The sequence below is a fragment of the Novosphingobium rosa NBRC 15208 genome (assembly GCF_001598555.1).
Taxonomy (GTDB): Bacteria; Pseudomonadota; Alphaproteobacteria; order Sphingomonadales; family Sphingomonadaceae; genus Novosphingobium; species Novosphingobium rosa.
Genome location: NZ_BCZE01000050.1, coordinates 50,324 through 65,454, shown reverse-complemented (window position 1 = coordinate 65,454; position 15,131 = coordinate 50,324). Strand labels below are relative to the sequence as shown.

Sequence of the window (15,131 nt, the reverse complement as noted above, 5' to 3'; positions counted from 1 at the left end):
TTTTCAAACAGACTCTTAGGCCCATACCGCTGTGCCGGTGTCGCACAGCGTCACCACACCGCTTGCGAAATGGATGCATCCCGGCTAGGGGGCCGCGCAACAGGGCTTTACAGCCCGCTCTGCAGCCCAACCTCGCAAGGAATTTCCCATGGCGGTGACCCGCACCTTCTCGATCATCAAGCCCGACGCCACTCGCCGCAACCTGACCGGCGCCGTCACCAAGATGCTGGAAGAAGCCGGCCTGCGCGTCGTCGCCTCCAAGCGCATCCAGATGAGCAAGGAACAGGCCGAGGGCTTCTACGCCGTCCACGCCGAGCGTCCCTTCTTCGGTGATCTGGTCTCGTTCATGATCAGCGGCCCCGTCGTCGTGCAGGTGCTGGAAGGCGAAGACGCCGTGAAGCGCAACCGCGACATCATGGGCGCCACCAACCCCGCCAACGCCGACGCCGGCACCATCCGCAAGGAACTGGCCGAATCGATCGAAGCCAACTCGGTCCACGGTTCGGACAGCGAAGAGAACGCCGCGATCGAGATCGCCTACTTCTTCAAGCCCGAAGAACTGGTCGGCTGATCCATCTTTCGGATTGCTGATGTAACGAAGCCGCCGGGGGGAAACCTCCGGCGGTTTTGTTTTTTGGGGATAGGAGGGGGTATGGACGAAGGTTTTGAAAGCATCGACGGCGAAGATGATTGGGATGAGGCTTTCGCGGGGGAATTGATCGGCAGTGCGCTTTTGATCGGGCTGACGCATCTCGATCATGATGGCACGCTGATCGGGCGTGAGCAGGTGTTCGGCACAGTCGAGAGTGCTGACAGTGAGGCTGGCATTGTGCTGCGTCGCCATGACGATGGCCAGAGCTTCACGATCGCTCCCATTCTCGATGCCATCGATTATGCCGAGCCGGGCGTTTATCAGCTTACAGATTCCGATCAGGTGGTCACCGATCTTGATTTCACCGCTTTGCTGACGGTGCAGCAACCACTGCGCAGTTGAGGCGAAGAGCCACTCTACTGACGCACCCGGTGCCGCAGCAGATAATGCAGCAACTGCCACGACACCGTCGCTGACGATCCCAACAACACCAGCACTCCCGCCGCCAGCGTATGAAACGTGCTTCGCTGCCCCAGCGAGAGCGGCACGGCGGCCCAGACCAGCAGGCCCAGCCCGGTGATCGAGATCACATGGCGCCTCAGCGTTGCAAGCAGCGGCATCTCGCCGGTGCCGTGGCGGATCGCCTGCACCAGCCGCACCAGCGCCCAGAGCATCTTCACCGCCACCACCGCCAGACAGGCTCCGCCAATGGCGGCAAGGTTCTGATCGGGGAACAGCGCGATGCAGGCGATCATCAACACAGCGAGGTAATTCTGAAACGCCTGCTCTGCCAGCGCGCGGGAGGTGGAGAAAGGGCGGATAAAATCGTCCCCCGCCGTCACCGACACGGCCACGAAGAGCAGCCCCATCAGTGTGGCGGCGGCTCCGGCGATCACGGCGTAGAAGGTGGCCCATGCCTGCATGGGGAAGAGGCTGATCCATTCGGCTTACCCCGTCAAAGGCCAAATACCTCCCCCTCGCAGCGGAAGAAGCCCAAGCCACCGAGAGGTCAAACACAAGGACCGGGCGCCACTGCCGCTTCGCCGGGAGACGGAATGGGAGCGCGAGGGGGTAACCCCCTCGCATCTTCTGCCTTCCTCCTTCTTGCCCCTCCGGCGATCCCTCCCTACACAGTCACCCATCATGCCCGACACACTCAAGATCACGCTCGCCCAGTTGAATCAGTCCGTTGGCGATCTGGCCGGCAATGCCGCCGCCATGCTGGCCGCGCGTGAGCGCGCCGCCGCCAAGGGGGCCGATCTGATCGTGTTCCCCGAGCTGCAGCTGATCGGCTACCCGCCCGAAGACCTGATCCTCAAGCCCGCGCTGATCGAGCGCGCCGCCGCAGAGCTTCAGAAGCTGGCCGCCGCCACCGCCACCAAGGGCCCGGCGATGTTGGTGGGCAGCGTTTTCGTGCAGGACGGCGCGCTGCACAATGGCGTGGCGCTGCTCGATCAGGGCAAGGTGCAGGCCATCCGCTTCAAGCATGAGCTGCCCAATTACGGCACCTTCGACGAGATGCGCCTGTTCCAGCCCGGCCCGCTGCCCGAGCCGATCATCTTCCGCGGCATCATGCTGGGCGTGCCCATCTGCGAGGACATCTGGCACCCCAATGTCTGCAAGCATCTGGCCGATTTCGGCGCGGAGATCTTCATCTGCGTCAACGGCAGCCCCTATGAGATCGACAAGGATTCGCTGCGCATCGATGGCGTCGCCAAGCGCCGCGCCGTGGCCGCCGGCGTGCCGCTGGCCTATCTGAACCGCGTGGGCGGGCAGGACGAGCTGGTGTTCGATGGCGCCAGCTTCGTGGTCAATGGCGACGGCAGCCTGCCCGTGCAGATGACCGACTGGGAGGAGCAGGAGGTGCTCACCAGCTGGACCAAAACCGCCAAGGGTTGGCGCTGCGACCATGGCGAGATCGCCCAGCATGTCGGGCAGGAGGAAAGCATCTACTCCGCCATGGTGCTGGCCCTGCGCGATTACGTCACGCGCAACCGCTTCCCCGGCGTGGTGCTGGGGCTTTCCGGAGGCATCGATTCGGCCCTGTGCGCCGCCATCGCGGTGGATGCGCTGGGCGCCGACAAGGTGTGGTGCGTGATGCTGCCCAGCCGCTACACCAGCACCGAAAGCCTGGTGGACGCCACGCAATGCGCGCATCTGCTGGGCGTGCGTTACGACACCATCCCCATCGTCCCCGCCGTCAAGGCCTTCGACGAGATGCTGGGGCCCGCCTTCGCCGGCAAGGCCCCCGATCTGGCCGAGGAAAACGTGCAGAGCCGCATTCGCGGCGTGACGCTGATGGCCCTTTCCAACAAATTCGGGCCGATGGTCGTCACCACCGGCAACAAGAGCGAGATGAGCGTGGGCTATGCCACGCTCTACGGCGATATGAACGGCGGCTACAACCCGCTGAAGGACGCCTACAAGCTGACGGTTTTCGCCATCTCCAGATGGCGCAACGAGAACAAGCCGCGCATCGGCCTTGGCCCGAGCGGCCCGGTGATGCCGGAGAACATCATCTCCAAGCCGCCCAGCGCCGAACTGCGCCCGGACCAGAAGGATTCGGATTCGCTGCCGCCCTACGATGTGCTGGACCCGATCCTGATCGGCCTCGTCGAGCATGAAAAGAGCGTCGATCAGCTGGTGAAGGAAGGCTTCGACCGTGAGGTCGTGTCGCGGATCGAGCGTTTGCTCCATCTGGCCGAGTACAAGCGCCGTCAGGCCCCTCCGGGCGTGAAGCTGGGGACGCGGAATTTCGGGCGGGATCGCAGGTATCCGATTACGCAGGCGTTTCGGACGGCTTAAGCAAGGTTTGAAGAGAGACATGCGAGGGCCATCGCCCTCGCGCTCCCTTTAATGTCCACGTTGCGCATCTCGTTCGGCTTAAGCGCCAAGGTTGCCGCGCCGCAGGCAATCAACATAGCTTGCGCCACACCGCCAGCGAGAGCCCTGTCCTTCTGCCTGCGGCGCGGCAAACTGGGCACAAGGATGAACCCGAAGCGCCCACGCCGACAAATAAAGGGAGCGCGAGGGCGATGGCCCTCGCATCTTCTCTTTCCTTCTTCCCGTCCCTATAGCGCGCGGATGACCACCGTAACCCGCTTCGCCCCGTCGCCCACTGGCCTGCTGCATATCGGCAACATCCGGACCGCTTTGCACAACTGGATGCTGGCGCGACAAAAGGGCGGGCGGTTCCTGCTGCGCATCGACGACACCGACGCCGCTCGCAGCGAGGAGCGCTATGTCGACGCCATCCGTGACACGCTGGCCTGGCTGGGCCTGAACCACGATGGCGAGGAACGCCAGTCGGCCCGCTCGGCGCTGTATGAGCGCGAGTTCCAGAAACTGGTCGAGGGTGGCCGCGTCTACCGCGCCTATGAAAGCGCGCAGGAGCTGGAGCTGAAGCGCAAGGTGCTGCTGGGCCGGGGCCTGCCGCCGATCTACGATCGCGCCGCGCTGAATCTGACCGAAGCGGACCACGCCGCCAAGGCCGCCGCTGGCGAGGCGCCGCACTGGCGCTTTTTGCTGGACCGCGACAAGCCCATCGAATGGGTGGACGGTATTCGCGGGCCCCAGCGTTTCGATCCGGCGCAGATGTCCGATCCGGTGGTGCGCCGCGCGGATGGATCGTGGCTTTATATGCTGCCCTCGGTGATCGACGATGTGGATATGGGCGTCACGCAGATCCTGCGCGGCGAGGATCACGTCACCAACTCCGCCGTGCAGGTGCAGATGTTCGAGGCGATGGGCGCCCCCGTGCCCGCTCTGGCCCACGAAGCGCTGTTGACCGGCGCGGAGGGCAAGCTTTCCAAGCGCCTCGGCTCGCTGGGCATCGGCGAGCTGCGTGAGCAGGGCATCGAGCCCGAGGCCGTGATCGCTCTGCTGGCCCGCCTGGGCACCAGCGATCCGGTCGATCCGGCGCTGTCTCTGGCGGAGCTGATCGCAGCCTTCGACCTGTCACGTTTCGGCCGCGCCCCGGCGCGCTTCGATGAGGCGGAGCTGGCGCGCCTGAACGCCTCGATCCTCCACCGCCTGCCCTTCGATCGCGTGGCCGTCAGCCTGCCTGCAGGGATCGATGCGGCGGGTTGGGAGGCCATCCGCCCGAACCTCTCGACCATCGCAGAGGCTGCCGATTGGTGGTCCATCGTCACCGGCCCCATCACCGCGCCTGACTTCGATGACGAAACCCGCGCCTTTCTCACTTCCGCCGCCGACGTGGCAGCCGGGCTGGACTGGGCCGACGCACCCTGGGCCGCTCTGACGGGCGCGCTGAAGGAGGCCACCGGGCGCAAGGGCAAGGCACTGTTCCTGCCGCTGCGTCAGGCCATCACCGGCATGGAGCATGGGCCGGATATGGGGGCTCTGCTGCCGCTGATCGGGAAGGATCAGGTGGTTGAGCGTTTGAAGGTATAAAAGAGGCATGCGAGGGCCATCGCCCTCGCGCTCCCTTTGATGTCCACGTGGCGCTCAGGGTTCGGCCAAGGCGCCAAGCACGCTGCGCCGCAGGCAATCAAATCTGCCAAGACAGCACCAGCTACCGTTTCTGCCTGCGGCGCCATGAATCCGTGCCTGACCGATAGGTTGTGCACAAGGTAGACAGTCATGGGAGCGCGAGGGGGTAACCCCCTCGCATTGTCCCTTTTATGCTATTTCCGGCACATCCTCGCTTGCCGCTTCCAGCAAGCGCTTTTCGACCGACTTCAACCGGCTGGCCGTATCGATTTTCCCGGCGAACAGATCCGTCACATAGAACGTATCGATAGCCCGCTCGCCATAGGTGGCGATATGCGCGGAATGCACGATCAGTCGCGCCTCGAACAAAGCGCGGGCCAGGCGGTTCAGCAGCGCGGGCCGGTCTCGGGCCGAGATTTCCACCACGGTGAAGCGGTTGGAGGCATCGTTGTCGAACTCCACGCGCGGGCGGACCTCGAAGGCCTCGGCGCGGGGCCGGGCGAGGGGGCGGGCGGCCAGCTGCGGCACCAGCGGCACGCGGTTGGCCAAAGCATCGCCGATCATGGTTTTGAGGCGCGCGAACTGGCCTTCTTCCGAGAAGGGGCGGCCCAGCGGATCCTGCACCAGGAAGTTGTCCACGGCGGTGCCGTTCTTGGCGGTGTGGATGCGCGCGTCGATGATGTTGCCGCCCGCCAGATGGATGCCGCCGGCGATGCGGTAGAACAGGCCGGGGTGGTCGGCGGCGATCACCATCACCAGCGTGGCGCCCAGCGCGGCATCATAGGTGGTGGTGATGGAGAGCGGCTCTCCGGCGGCCTGATCCAGCTGGGCCAGATTGAGCGCAATCACCTCCTCGCTCTCGGCGATCCAATAGGCATCGCCCATCAGCTTGCCCATGCTTTCGACCATCGCGCCGCTGTCACCCATACGCTCGGCGACGGCCTGTTTCTTGGCCTGGATACGCTCGGCGCGGTGGCTCTGGACATAGCCGAGGCGCAGGCGCTCTTCCGCCGCATTGTAGAGTTCGGCCAGCAGCTGGCGCTTCCAGCTGTTCCACACGCCGGGGCCGACGGCGCGGATGTCCACGATGGTCAGCAGGGTGAGCTGGCGCAGCCGCTCCAGCGATTGCACCACCGAGACGAAATCGGTGATGGTCTTCCAGTCGGCCAGATCGCGCTTGAAGGCGGTGGCGCTCATGATCAGATGCTGGCGCACCAGCCAGCTGACCAGCGCGGTTTCCTCTTCGCTCAGGCCGAAGCGGGGGCAGAGGCGCTTGGCGATCTCGGCGCCCAGGATCGAGTGGTCACCGCCGCGCCCCTTGGCGATGTCATGCATCAGCACGGCCACGAAGGTGGCGCGGCGCGAATGCACCTTGCCCATCAGAAGTGTGGCGAGCGGATGATCCTGCTTGAGCTCGCCCTTTTCGATGCGCACCAGCAGGCCGATGGCGCGGATGGTGTGCTCGTCCACCGTATAGTGGTGGTACATGTCGAACTGCATCTGCGCATTGACGCGGCCAAACTCGGGCACGAAGCGCCCGAAGACGCCCGCCTCGTTCATCCAGCGCAACACGGTTTCGGGATCGCGCGGGCTGGTCAGCACGCTCATGAACAGGGCGTTGGCATGGGGTTCGCGTCGCACGGCGGCATCGATCAGGCGGCAGTCGCGGGTGAGCAGACGCATGGTCTCGGGGTGGATTTCCAGCGCCTGTTCATCGGCGATGGCGAAGATCTCCAGCATGCGGACGGGATCGGCGGCGAACCAGCCATCGTCGGGCGCGGCGATCCGGCCCGAGGACACCTTGAAGCCCTTCACCGTCTTGGGCCGCCCGCGAAAGCCCGCGAACAGGCCCTTGCGCTGCTTCTTGGCGCTCTGCTCCTCAAGCTGGGCGAGGAAGACGCCGGTCAGGCTGCCCACCTGTTTGGCCTGAAGGAAGAAGTATTGCATGAAACGCTCGACAGCGCTTTTGCCGGGGCGGTCGGCGAAATTCATGCGCTCGGCCACGGCGCGTTGCAGGTCGAAGGTCAGGCGGTCTTCGGCGCGGTTGGTCAGATCGTGCAGGTGGCAGCGCACCGCCCAGAAGAAGTTTTCGGCGCGGCGGAAATCGCGGTATTCCTTGGGCGTCAGCAGGCCGACATCGACCAGCTCCGCCACAGAGCGCACCTTGTGGATGTATTTGCCGATCCAGTAGAGCGTGTGCAGATCGCGCAGGCCGCCCTTGCCCTCTTTCACATTGGGCTCGACCACATAGCGCGAATCGCCCAGCCTTTTGTGGCGCTCATTGCGTTCCACCAGCTTTTCAGCGACGAATTTGCTTTCGGTGCCCGCGACCACCTCGGCGAAGAAGCGGCGGCGTGCTTCCTCGAACAGTTCCTGATCGCCCCACACATAGCGGCCCTCCAGCAGGGCGGTGCAGATGGTGATGTCGGATTTGGCCATGCGGACCATATCGTCGAGGCTGCGGCTGGAATGGCCGACTTTCAGCCCCAGATCCCACAGGAAATAGAGCATGGCCTCGATCACCTGCTCGCACCAGTGGGTCTGCTTGGAGGGGGTGAGGAAGGCGATGTCGACATCGGAATGCGGCGCCATCTCGCCGCGCCCATAGCCGCCCACGGCCATGATCGTCAGCCGCTCACCGCTGGAGCGGTGGCCCGAGGGATAGACATCGTTGACGACGTGATCGTGGATCACCCGCAGCAGCTGGTCGACCAGAAAGGCTTGCGCCGCCGCCGCATCATGGCCCGCCGCCGGGCGTTCTTCCAGCCGGCGGGCGATTTCCTCGCGGCCATGGGCCAGCGCGGCGCGCAGCGCTTCCACCACCTTCATCCGCTGCCCGGCGGGCGGTTTGGCCGCCACCTCCGCATCGATGGCGGCGGTCAGCGCCCGCCGGTCGATCACGGCACGCTGGTTGGGGATGCGCAGGTCGTTCATGAACGGGGCTCTTATCCTGTTGCGAGCGGCCAGCATAGCGTGATCGCATGAAGAAGCGGTGAGCGAGCAGGCCCTTAGCGCGGAACCACCTATCATCGCGCCTTCCTCTATGCCAAAAGGCGCGGCGCGGCGGGTTGATCCCGTACTACCCTATGGCCCCGGACAGAGGCGGATTTTCGATTTCCATGACGCTCGATCTTGTTCTCGACGCCGTTACCACCGCAGGCAGCGCCGTCCATCAGCCCCTGCAATGGGTCGATCTGCATCTCAAGCGCGGCATCGAACTGGGGCCGCTGACCACCCATTTCGGCTTCACCCTGCGCTATTACTCGCTGGCCTATCTGGCGGGCATCCTCTTCGGCTACTGGCATCTGACGCGCGAGCTGCGCACGGGCGGCGCTCCGCTGGCCCAGCGCCATGCCGACGATCTGTTCTTCTGGTGCACCATCGGCATCATTCTGGGCGGCCGCCTGGGCTATGCGCTGTTCTATGACCATGCGATGCTGACCAGCCCGCTGCTGCTGGTGCGGCTGTGGGATGGCGGCATGAGCTTCCATGGTGGCCTCACCGGCGTGATCGTGGCCATCGCCTGGGTCTGCCGCGCCAATGGCCTGAGCTTCCTGCGGGTGAGCGATTACATCGCCCCCTGCGCGCCGATCGGCCTGTTTTTCGGGCGCTGCGCCAACTTCATCAATGGCGAGCTGTGGGGCCGCGTCACCACGCCGGATGTGGCCTGGGCGATGGTCTTCCCCGATGGCGGCCCGCTGCCGCGCCACCCCAGCCAGCTTTACGAGGCGGCCCTGGAAGGTCTGGCGCTGGCGCTGATCCTGATCCCGCTGTTCTGGAAGAGCGGCGCGCGCTGGCGCCCCGGCCTGCTGAGCGGCATCTTCGTGGGCGGCTATGGCGTGGCGCGCTTCTGCGTCGAATATTTCCGCGAGCCCGACAAGCAGCTTGAGGATTTCGCCCATGCCACCGGCATGTCGATGGGCCAGTGGCTCTGCATGCCGATGATCGTGCTGGGGCTGGTGCTGGTGGTGCGGGCGCTGCGCCGCCCGGCGCTGGGCTCGGCGGCAGGCGCGCCCGTGGTGGCCTGATGCCGGCTGATATGACGCTGGAGCAGAGCCTGGCGCGGCTGATCGCCCTGCAGGGGCCGGTCAGCCTGACGCTGTGGATGGGGCAGGCCAATGCCCATTACTATGGCTCGCGCGATCCGCTGGGCGCGGATGGCGATTTCACCACCGCGCCCGAAGTGAGCCAGATGTTCGGCGAGATGGTCGGCATCTGGCTGGCCGATGTGTGGTCGCGTGCTGGCAGCCCGGTGGATGCGGCCTATGTCGAGCTGGGGCCGGGGCGGGGCACGCTGGCCCGCGATGCGCTGCGTGTGATGCGCCGTTTCGGCTGGGCGGGCAGCGTCCATTTCGTCGAGACATCGCCCACCATGCGCGCGGCTCAGGCCCGCGCCGAGCCCGGCGCGCAGTGGCATGACGATCTGGGCAGTCTGCCAGAGGACAGGCCGCTGCTGATCGTCGCCAATGAATTCCTCGATGCGCTGCCGGTGCGCCAGATCGTGAAAACGCCGCAAGGCTGGCGCGAGCGGATGGTGGGCCTGCAGGATGACCGCTTCGTGCCGATGGCGGGCACCATGCCGCTGGACCTTGCCGTGCCCGAGGCCTTTCGCGAGGCCGATGCGCAGACCATCGTCGAGGTCTCCCCCGCCGCGAGCGCGGTGATGGGGGAACTGGCCCGGATGCTGGCGGCGCAGGGCGGGGCGGGGCTGGTGGTCGATTATGGCTACACCGCGCCCCGGACCGGCTCGACGCTTCAGGCTCTGAAGGGCCATGCCGCCGCCGATCCTTTCGCCACGCCCGGCGAGGCGGACCTGACCACATTGGTCGATTTTTCCGCCGCCATGGCTGCGGCGCAGGCGGCGGGCGCTCAGGTCGCCGGGCCGGTGGGGCAGGGGGCTTTCCTTGGCGCTCTGGGCATTGCGCAGCGGGCTGGGGCTCTGGCCAAAGCCTCGCCCGAGCGATCCGGGGAGATCGCCGGGGCGCTTGAACGGTTGGTCAGCCCCGACCAGATGGGCACGTTGTTCATGGTGCTGGGGCTGGCCGGCAAAGGCTGGCCGCCGGGGGCCGGTTTCGCGGCCTGAGCGCCGTTAGCCTTCTTCAGCCAGCCTCTGCGCCAGAGCGGCGATCTCGCCGGGCTCCAGAATCCAGGTGCGGGTCTTGCGGCCCTCGCGGTGGACAGGAACGGTCAGGAGGATACGCGCCTGCTCCCGCGCATGCGGTTTGTAGAGCGAGAAATGCAGCGCGCATTCGCGGATCACGCCGATGATCGGCGTGCGGCCCTCCAGATCAATCATCGTGGCGGGCTGATCCCACGGAATGTTCGCCACGGTGGCCTTCACATGCGGTTCCGCCCCATGGGTCTGATCTGCGCCGACATAGGCCTCCACCGAGGTGTAATCGGGGTGCTGGGGCTTGCTGTCTTCACTCATCTCGATCTCGTCCTTGATTGTCGGTCCCCCCTGCGCTGTTTCGCGCTGCGCCGGCCAATATAAGGGGGGAAGCAGGAAGATGCGAGGGGGTTACCCCCTCGCGCTCCCATTCCGTCTCCCGGCGATGGGGCAGGGGCGCCCGACCGTGGCGGTCAGACTATCCACCTGCGCTGGCTGGAGCGTCGCAGGCAGTGATGTTTTGCTCCACCCGCTGCCCTGCGAACTTTAAAGCCTGCGGCGCTTGGAATGCGTGCCCGACAGATAGGTTGTACGCAGCGAAGACACTAAAGGGAGCGCGAGGGCGATGGCCCTCGCATCTTCTCTTTTAACCTTCTGCAAAACCCGCGATCAAACGTCCAGATTCGCCACGTTCAGGGCATTTTCCTGAATAAAGTCGCGGCGCGGTTCCACAACGTCGCCCATCAGGCGGGTGAAGATCTCGTCGGTCACGTCGGCGTCTTCCACCTTCACCTGCAGCAGCACGCGGTGGTTGGGGTCCAGCGTGGTTTCCCAGAGCTGTTCGGCATTCATCTCGCCCAGGCCTTTGTAGCGCGAGATCGACAGGCCCTTGCGACCGGCTTCCAGCACCGCATCCAGCAGCTGGCTGGGGCGGGTGATGGTGTCATTGCCGCTGGCCGGGCGGGCGCGGGCGGGAGCGTCCTCATCCTCGGCCACATCGGCTTCGGGTTCGGCGGCGGCTGCGGTGGTGCGGACCAGACGGGCAGGACTGCCATAGGCCTCGGCCTGCTCGGCGGCCAGCTTGGCCAGCTTGCGGGCTTCGGCGCTGACGAGGAAGGGCGCCTCGATCTTGTGATAATCGGTCACGCCGCGCCACAAGCGGCGGATCTCGACATGGCCATCCTCGGTGAGGGCGGCGGTCCATTTCGCCTCGCGGTCGCCCATGTTGAGGATGCCTGCCACCTTCTGCAGGGCCTCGCCGCGTTCCGCCGGGGTCAGATCATGCTCCAGCGCGCCGCCCAGGGCCAGCGCCTCGATCACGGCGGCGTTGTAGCGGCGGGGGGCGAAGGCCATCAGATTGCGCATGCGGCTGGCATGCTCGACCAGTTCGACCAGATCGGGGCCGCTGCGCGCGCCGCCGCTGGCTTCCAGCACGCGGCCGTTGATGCCCGCCTCGATCAGATAGCGGTCATAGGCGGCGGCGTCCTTCAGATAGACCTCGCTGCGGCCCTTGGTCACCTTGTAGAGCGGCGGCTGGGCGATGAAGAGGTGCCCGGCGCGGATGATGTCGGGCATCTGGCGGTGGAAGAAGGTCAGCAGCAGGGTGCGGATGTGGGCGCCGTCGACGTCGGCGTCGGTCATGATGACGATCTTGTGGTAGCGCAGCTTGTCGAGGTTGAACTCGTCGCGGATGCCGGTGCCCATCGCCTGAATGAGGGTGCCGACTTCCTTGGAGCTGATGATCCGGTCGAAGCGGGCGCGTTCCACATTCAGGATTTTGCCCTTCAGCGGCAGGATCGCCTGATAGTGGCGGTCGCGGCCCTGCTTGGCCGAGCCACCTGCCGAGTCACCCTCGACCAGGAAGAGTTCGCATTTGGAAGGATCGCGCTCCTGGCAATCGGCCAGCTTGCCGGGCAGGCTGGCGATGTCCATCACGCCCTTGCGGCGGGTGAGTTCGCGGGCGCGCTTGGCGGCTTCGCGGGCGGCGGCGGCGTCGATCACCTTCTGGATCACGGTCTTGGCGTGGGCGGGGTTTTCCTCCAGCCATTCGCTCATCTTGTCGGCCATCAGGGCTTCGAGCGGCTGGCGGACCTCGGAGGAGACCAGCTTGTCCTTGGTCTGGCTGCTGAACTTGGGATCGGGCAGCTTGACCGAGACGATGGCGGTGAGGCCCTCGCGCATGTCCTCGCCCGAAAGCGAGACCTTTTCCTTCTTCAGCAGGCCCGAGCGTTCGGCGTAACCGTTCAGGGTACGCGTCAAAGCCGCGCGGAAGGCGGCCAGATGGGTGCCGCCATCGCGCTGCGGGATGTTGTTGGTGAAGCAGAGGACGTTTTCGTAGTAGGAATCGTTCCACTCCAACGCCACATCGATGCCGATGCCGTCGCGCTCGGAATGGATGGCGATGGGATCGGGGATCAGCGCCTGCTTGTTGCGGTCGAGGAAGCGCACGAAGGCGCCGATGCCGCCCTCGTAATAGAGGTCATGCTCCTTGACCTCTTCGCCGCGCAGGTCGCGCAGCAGGATGCGCACGCCCGAGTTCAGGAAAGCGAGCTCGCGATAGCGATGCTCCAGCTTGTCGAAATCATAGGTCAGCACATTCTTGAAGGTTTCGTCGCTGGCCAGGAAGGTGACGCGGGTGCCCTTCTTGGGCTGGCCCTTGCGCCCGCCGCGCTCGGCGATCGGGGCGTCACCCAGCACCTTGAGCGGGGCCACGGCATCGCCATTGGCGAATTTCATCCAGTGTTCCTGCCCGTCGCGCCAGATGGTCAGCTCCAGCCATTCCGACAGGGCGTTCACCACCGAGACGCCCACGCCATGCAGACCGCCCGAGACCTTATAGGCATTGTCGTCGCTGGTGTTCTCGAACTTGCCGCCCGCGTGCAGCTGGGTCATGATGACCTCCGCGGCGGAGACGCCTTCCTCGGCATGGATGCCCGTGGGAATGCCGCGGCCATTGTCTTCCACCGAGACCGAGCCATCCGGGTTCAGTTCGATCAGCACCAGATCGCAGTGGCCGGCCAGCGCCTCGTCGATGGCATTGTCGGAGACTTCGAACACCATGTGGTGCAGGCCCGAGCCGTCATCGGTGTCACCGATGTACATGCCGGGGCGCTTTCTCACCGCGTCCAGCCCTTTGAGGACCTTGATCGAATCCGCCCCGTAAGCGTTGGTGTTCGGGACGGGCTGGGTGTTCTCGGGGTTGCTGCTCATCCTGGGGCTAATAGGCGTTGTGGCGAGCGGAAGAAAGGCGTTTTGCCACTATCGCGCGCGCGGGATGTCGGCCATCCACAACAAATTGGCGCAAAATGACGATAGGGGGCAGATGTGAAAGCGTTAAGACAGCTTTTGAGCAGCGCGGTGGCCTGCGGCGTGATGGCCACGGGGGCGCAGGCGGCGCCGGTGGGCAATGGCCTGTCCGCGCAGGCCATGGAGATCGGCAAGGGCACCCGCCCCGATCAGCTGGCCTTCCGCGCGCTCTACAAGGATCTGGTGGAGACCGACAGTTCGATCACCACCGGCAGCTGCACGCTGGTGGCCGACAAGGTGGAGGCGCATCTGCGCGCCGCCGGTTTCACCGATGCCCAGATCACCCGCTTCGCTGTGCCCGATCACCCCAAGGAGGGCGGGATCGTTGCCGTGCTGCCGGGCAGTTCGAAGACGCTGAAGCCGATCCTGCTGCTGGGCCATCTCGATGTGGTGGTCGCCAAGCGTGAGGACTGGACCCGCGATCCCTACACGCTGATCGAGGAAAATGGCTATTTCTATGGCCGCGGCACCGCCGATATGAAGGCGATGGATGCCACCTGGATCGATCTGCTCTCACGCTGGAAGAAGGCGGGCTATACGCCGAAGCGCACGGTGAAGCTGGCGCTGACCTGCGGCGAGGAAACCAGCTGGGCCTTCAACGGCGCCAACTGGCTGGCCAGCAACAAGCGCGATCTGATCGACGCCGAATTCGCGCTGAACGAAGGCGGTGGCGGGCGCACCGATGGCCATGGGAACATCGTCCAGCAATCGCTGCATGTGGGGGAGAAATTCGCGGTCAATTACCAGATCACCGCCACCAATCCGGGCGGCCATTCCTCGATCCCCATCCGCGACAACGCCATTTACGAGATTGCCGAGGCGCTGCTGAAGGTGCGGGATTACGAATTCCCGTTGATGCTCACCGACACGACCAGGGCCTATTTCGGCAAGCTGGGCGCCAGCCGCAATGACGCGATGGGTGCCGCGATGCGCACCATTGCCAGCGCGCCCATCGGCAGCCCCGAATCGAAGGCGGCCGAGGCCACGCTTAACACCGACCGCTCGTTCCATTCGATGCTGCGCACCACCTGTGTCGGCACGCTGGAGGAGGGCGGCCATGCCAACAATGCGCTGCCTCAGAAAGCCACGGCCAACATCAACTGCCGCGTGTTCCCGGGCATCAGCGTCGAATCGGTGCAGGAGAAGCTGAAAGAGATCATGGGCGATCCGCGCCTGACCATCACCATGGAAAAGCTGCGCGGCCCGGTGGCGAAGGCGCCGCCGCTCACCCCGCAGATTCTTGGCCCGGTCGAGCGGCTGGTGGCGCAATATTATCCCGGCGTGCCGCTGGTGCCCACCATGTCGACCGGGGCGACCGATGGCATCTTTCTGGAGGCGGCGGGGATCCCGTCCTACGGGCCGCCGGGGGCTTTCGTCGACCCCGATGGCAGCGGGGCGCATGGGTTGAATGAGAAGCGCGCGGTCGCCTCGGTCTATATCGAGCGCGATTTCCTGAGCGATCTGGTGAAGGATTACGCGAATCATTAAAGGCGCATAAGCGAAGAGCCGCCCTGCCTTGCGGCGGGCGGCTCTTGGGTCAGGCGGCTGAGTGGCCGCCGCATCGCGGCTGGTTAGGCGAGCGTGGCGGCGAACATCAGACCGCTGGTGCCGAGCGCGAGGGCGAGGGCGACCAGGTTACGTGCGATCATGGCGTTATCTCCTTTGAGTTCA

Annotated in this window: 11 protein-coding genes; 7 read left to right on the top strand and 4 right to left on the bottom strand. The window is 65.3% G+C overall.

The window, feature by feature from the left end; translation table 11 throughout:
- Nucleotides 1–148 precede the first annotated feature (148 nt).
- Both ndk and SR3_RS18730 read left to right on the top strand, forming a co-directional pair.
- Complete coding sequence (gene ndk / locus SR3_RS18735) at nucleotides 149–571, top strand: nucleoside-diphosphate kinase (RefSeq protein ID WP_068089728.1); 423 nt, start codon at nucleotides 149–151, stop codon at nucleotides 569–571.
- Between the two features lie 81 nt (nucleotides 572–652).
- A complete protein-coding gene (locus SR3_RS18730) occupies nucleotides 653–994 on the top strand; it encodes a hypothetical protein (protein ID WP_068089726.1) in 342 nt (113 codons plus the stop codon).
- A gap of 14 nt (nucleotides 995–1,008) precedes the next feature.
- Here the strand turns inward: SR3_RS18730 and SR3_RS18725 are convergent, their stop codons facing one another.
- Complete coding sequence (locus SR3_RS18725; protein WP_068089724.1) at nucleotides 1,009–1,515, bottom strand: hypothetical protein; 507 nt, start codon at nucleotides 1,513–1,515, stop codon at nucleotides 1,009–1,011.
- Between the two features lie 220 nt (nucleotides 1,516–1,735).
- Between SR3_RS18725 and SR3_RS18720 the strand changes: the two genes are divergently transcribed.
- Both SR3_RS18720 and gltX read left to right on the top strand, forming a co-directional pair.
- Nucleotides 1,736–3,397 (top strand): NAD+ synthase, encoded by a 1,662-nt coding sequence (locus SR3_RS18720; RefSeq protein WP_068089723.1) that lies wholly within the window; start codon nucleotides 1,736–1,738, stop codon nucleotides 3,395–3,397.
- Between the two features lie 279 nt (nucleotides 3,398–3,676).
- The gene (gltX, locus tag SR3_RS18715; protein WP_068089722.1) at nucleotides 3,677–5,005 is read left to right on the top strand and encodes a glutamate--tRNA ligase; all 1,329 of its coding nucleotides are present in this window, start codon (nucleotides 3,677–3,679) and stop codon (nucleotides 5,003–5,005) included.
- Nucleotides 5,006–5,233: 228 nt separating this feature from the next.
- Here gltX and SR3_RS18710 read toward each other — a convergent pair whose 3' ends face one another.
- Nucleotides 5,234–7,978 carry a [protein-PII] uridylyltransferase gene (locus SR3_RS18710; protein WP_068089719.1) on the bottom strand — a complete coding sequence of 915 codons (2,745 nt, stop codon included), beginning with the start codon at nucleotides 7,976–7,978 and terminating at the stop codon, nucleotides 5,234–5,236.
- 185 nt (nucleotides 7,979–8,163) lie between these two features.
- Here SR3_RS18710 and lgt point away from each other — a divergent pair, with 185 nt between their 5' ends.
- On the top strand, nucleotides 8,164–9,072 hold the full coding sequence (lgt, locus tag SR3_RS18705) for a prolipoprotein diacylglyceryl transferase (RefSeq protein ID WP_068089750.1): 909 nt from the start codon (nucleotides 8,164–8,166) through the stop codon (nucleotides 9,070–9,072).
- Nucleotides 9,072–10,127, top strand: a complete 1,056-nt coding sequence (locus tag SR3_RS18700; protein WP_068089717.1) for a class I SAM-dependent methyltransferase — start codon at nucleotides 9,072–9,074, stop codon at nucleotides 10,125–10,127. Before lgt ends, SR3_RS18700 begins: the two co-directional genes overlap by 1 nt.
- Nucleotides 10,128–10,133: 6 nt before the next feature.
- On the opposite strand, the gene SR3_RS18695 is transcribed toward SR3_RS18700, so the two are convergent.
- Nucleotides 10,134–10,340, bottom strand: a complete 207-nt coding sequence (locus tag SR3_RS18695; protein ID WP_068089748.1) for a hypothetical protein — start codon at nucleotides 10,338–10,340, stop codon at nucleotides 10,134–10,136.
- 483 nt (nucleotides 10,341–10,823) lie between these two features.
- Nucleotides 10,824–13,364, bottom strand: a complete 2,541-nt coding sequence (gyrB, locus tag SR3_RS18690) for a DNA topoisomerase (ATP-hydrolyzing) subunit B (RefSeq protein WP_068089715.1) — start codon at nucleotides 13,362–13,364, stop codon at nucleotides 10,824–10,826.
- Between the two features lie 162 nt (nucleotides 13,365–13,526).
- Here gyrB and SR3_RS18685 point away from each other — a divergent pair, with 162 nt between their 5' ends.
- Nucleotides 13,527–14,948 (top strand): M20/M25/M40 family metallo-hydrolase, encoded by a 1,422-nt coding sequence (locus tag SR3_RS18685; RefSeq protein WP_068089746.1) that lies wholly within the window; start codon nucleotides 13,527–13,529, stop codon nucleotides 14,946–14,948.
- Nucleotides 14,949–15,131 lie beyond the last annotated feature (183 nt).